Here is a 3,689-nt window from a genome sequence, read left to right on the forward strand (position 1 = left end):
CCCGCAGACCGCGCCGCAGCACCGCCGCAGCCTCCCCGCCCCGGCCCTGCTCCCGCAGCAGATCACCGAGATGGCGACAGGTGACCACCACATCCCCCATCAGTCCGGCCTGCTCGTACCGTTCGGCCGCCCGGGACAGCAGCCGGACCGCGTCGTCGCGGTCGCCCTTCGCGGCGCGGACCAGCCCGAGCACCCGGTCCGCCTCGGCCATCGCCTCCCGGTGCCGGCACTGGGCGGCCGTGACGGCGGCCTCCTCGGCCAGCTGGCCGGCCTCGTCCAGGGCACCCTCCCGGCGGCGGGCCTCCGCCAGCTCCAGGGTCGCCCCGGCGTGGTCGAGCACCGCCCCGACGGTCCGGAGGATCTCCCGGGCCCGCTGCAACTCCGCCGCCGCCTCGCCGGGACGCCCGGCCCGCCGCAGCACGTAGCCGCGCGCCCAGTGACACAGGGCGATCTCCCGGGTCAGTCCGAGTTCGGCGTACCGGCGGCCCGCCTCGGTCAGGTAGCGCTCCACCTCGTCGAGTTCACCGTCGCGGCGCAACTGCCCGGCGATCGCGTAGAACTGGGCCACCCACTCCCCGTGGGTGACCCGGGGCAGCAACGCGATCGCCTCGCGCTCCAACCGGCGCGCCTGGTAGCGCCAGCTCAGCTCCAGGAAGGTGTACATCAACGCGTTGGTCAGGCGGAGTTCGGCGTCCGGGTTCACCGGCGGGACCGCCCGCAGGGCCCGCAGCGCGTCGGAGAGGATCGCCACCGCGCGCGGCGCGTTCCCGTCGACCAGCTGGCAGTACGACTGTCGGGCCCGCACCGCCGCATGCAGCGCCGGTGCGCCGTCGGGCAGCCCGGCGGCCAACCGGTCGTAGCCCTGCGCGGCGGCCGACGCCGCACCCCGGTGCAGGTGCACCTCGGCGGTGTAGTACCGCGCCCAGCCGCTCACCTCCGCCAGGTGGTACTGGTCGGCCCGGCGGCGGATGTCGGCCAGGGCGCGCTCGGCGGCGTCCAGTCCCCCGGCGGAGAGTGCCCGGCGGGCCGCCGCCAGTTCGGCGGTGAGGTCCGCCGCCGCCCCGGCGGGCCGCCCGAACCGCAGGTCGTCGACGGGTATCCCGAGCCGGTCGGCGATGTAGGCCAACGCCGGGGCGCTCGGGGTACGGGTACCGGACTCGACCGCCCCCAGGTAGGCCCGGGTGTAGCGGGGCTCGGCGATCTGCTGCTGGGTCAGCCCCCGGTCCACCCGCAGCCGGCGGATGCGTTCGCCGAGACTCTCCCCGGGCGGGTCGGCACCGGCGGAACCACCCACGTCGGACCCGGCGACGTCCGTCGCGGTCGCCTCCGCCATCCTGCTCCTCCCGACCGGATCAGCCTAGTGGGTGGACCGGGACGTGTCGGGGCGCTGATCCCCGGCCGGCAGGGCCAGCCGACGGTCCCGCAGCACCGGGAACTCCGTCCGGGCCCGGGCGACCACGTCGAGGTCCACCTCGCAGGAGGTGATCCCCTCCCGGTCGTCGGCCTCCACCAGCACCTCGCCCCACGGGTCGACCACCCGGCTGTACCCGCCCAGCACCGTCCCGGACTGGGTACCGACCGCGTTGCAGGCGACCAGGACGATCTGCTCCTCCACCGCCCGGCAGGAGGTGAACAGCCGCCAGTGGTGGCGTCGCGCCGCCGGCCACGCGGCCGGTACCACGACCGTCTCCGCCCCGGCGTCCACCAGGGCCCGCCACAGCTCGGGGAAGCGCAGGTCGTAGCAGGTGGTGGCGGCGGTGGGGCCGAGCGCGGTACGGGTCACCGTGACCCCCTGCCCCGGGGTGACCAGTTCCGCCTCCCGGGAGCGGTAACCGAAGACGTGGATCTTCCGGTAGCGGTGCACGATCGCGCCGGTCGCGTCGATGAGCAGGGCCGTGTTGTACAACCGGCCGTCGGTGTCGCGCTCCAGGACACTGCCGAGGTGCAGCAGGCACCCGAGGTCCCGGGCCCATTCTCGGCCCGCCTGCACGGTGTCGCCGTCCAGCGGTTCCGCCCGCTCCGGATAGCGGTCGAAGGCGAAGTACCCGGGTGCCCACAGCTCGGGCAGCACCACCAGGTCAGCACCCCGCGCCTCGGCCACCAGTTGACCGACCCGCTCACGTCGGGCCGCGACCGGTTCCCCGGCCGGGCTCTCCACCTGTACCAACGAAACCCGCACCGCAGCTCCCGGGAGTCGGACGTCACCGTGATCCATGATGATCCATCCGCCGACTGCCACGCCAGCCACCACCCGCATACTCGGTGGAGCCGGCCCGCCCCGGCGGATACCGTGCCCGGATGCCCGTAACCCCGGACGCCGGACGACCCGGCTGGTCACTGCTGTCCGCCGTCGACGGCACTCCGCTCGCCCGCTTCCGTCCCCGCGACGACGACGGTCGGCCGGTCGCGGCCGAACTGCGGCCCCTGCCCGGCGCGGACCCGGTCGACGTCGCCGCCCGGGCCCGGCACGACCTGGCCGGGCAGCGCCTCGAGACACCGGTGGACGCGGTCACCGACGCCCTGGTGGCGGGCGGACTGACGCTGCGGCGGGCGGCCACCGAGCTGCGCCACGACCTCGTCGACCTGCCCGAGGTGCTGCCGCTGCCCGCCGGCTGGTCCCTGACGGCCGCCGGTTGGGACGACGACCTGGCCGCCGCGCTCACGGCGGCGTACGGTCCGGGCCACCCCGACGGCGGGTGGACACCCGAGGACACCCGGCAGGTCCGGGCCATGGTCGACGGTACGGATCCCCTCCCGCCGCTGGGGTCCGCCTCGGCCGTGCTCACCGGCGACGACGGGCGCAGCTACGGCCACGTCCTGTGCGCCGGGCCGGTGCCCTGGGTCGAGGACGGTGGCGCCTGGATCCTCAACATCGCGGTGGCGCCGCAGGCCCAGGGGCGGGGACTCGGCCGGGCCCTGCTCACCCACGCCCTGCACGGTACCCGGGACGCCGGGTTGCCGACCCTCGGCCTGTCGGTGGCCGACGGCAACCCGGCCCGCCGGCTGTACGACCGGGCCGGGTTCCGGCCGTCCGCCCGGGTGCTGTCGGTGCTGCTGCCGCCCCGCGCGGAGCCGGTGGGCTGACCCCGGCCACGGGTGGCGCCCCGGTCGCCGGTCGCTCCGCGGTGCGGAACGGTACCGGCGGCCGGGGCGCCGTGGTGGTGGTGGTACGGACCCGATTGCCTAGCCGGTGTACGGCAGGACGATCCGGGACTGGTTGCCGGTACCGAGGTTGGTGCTGGTACCGCCGATCGCGTTCCAGATCTCGACCTTCACCGTGCCACCGACCAGGTTGCCCAGGGTGCCGACCCCGGAGTACAGGCCCCGGGCCTGGGTGTAGTGCTCCCAGCCGTTGACCGGGTCGGTGGCGAAGTAGTTGTACGTCTCCACCCGGTCGAAGGTCCCGTCGCCGGTGAGGTCGTACGACACCCGCAGCTGGGTGCCGTTGCCGACGTTGCCACCCGCGTCGAGGTACAGGTCGAAGCTGGTCTGCCCACCGGAGTAGGTCGCGGTGACCCCGGTGGCGGTGTAGACCAGCGGGTTACGGGGCGAGCCGACCCAGGTGCCGTTGGCCGCGCTGATCTGCGCGGTCGCGGCGGTACCCTCCTGACCCGACAGGACGCTGGTGCCCTGCGGGTACATGGTGCCGGAGAACGGACCGCCGGTGGGGGTCACGCTGGGGCTGGCGG

General features: G+C 75.1%; 3 protein-coding genes and 1 pseudogene. 1 reads left to right on the top strand and 3 read right to left on the bottom strand.

The features are described 5' to 3' along the window. Positions 1–1,333 (bottom strand): helix-turn-helix domain-containing protein (locus GSF22_RS31895; protein WP_208817624.1); only part of this gene is annotated, 1,333 nt, incomplete at its 3' end. 24 nt (positions 1,334–1,357) lie between these two features. Continuing rightward, the gene (locus GSF22_RS31900) at positions 1,358–2,179 is read right to left on the bottom strand and encodes a carbon-nitrogen family hydrolase (protein WP_208817625.1); all 822 of its coding nucleotides are present in this window, start codon (positions 2,177–2,179) and stop codon (positions 1,358–1,360) included. Positions 2,180–2,298: 119 nt separating this feature from the next. Between GSF22_RS31900 and GSF22_RS31905 the strand changes: the two genes are divergently transcribed. Continuing rightward, positions 2,299–3,084 (top strand): GNAT family N-acetyltransferase, encoded by a 786-nt coding sequence (locus GSF22_RS31905; protein WP_208817626.1) that lies wholly within the window; start codon positions 2,299–2,301, stop codon positions 3,082–3,084. 99 nt (positions 3,085–3,183) lie between these two features. Here the strand turns inward: GSF22_RS31905 and GSF22_RS31910 are convergent. Continuing rightward, a pseudogene (locus GSF22_RS31910) lies at positions 3,184–3,689 on the bottom strand (glycosyl hydrolase); the annotation flags it as partial.

This window comes from Micromonospora echinofusca (genome assembly GCF_017614955.1).
GTDB lineage: Bacteria > Actinomycetota > Actinomycetes > Mycobacteriales > Micromonosporaceae > Micromonospora > Micromonospora echinofusca_A.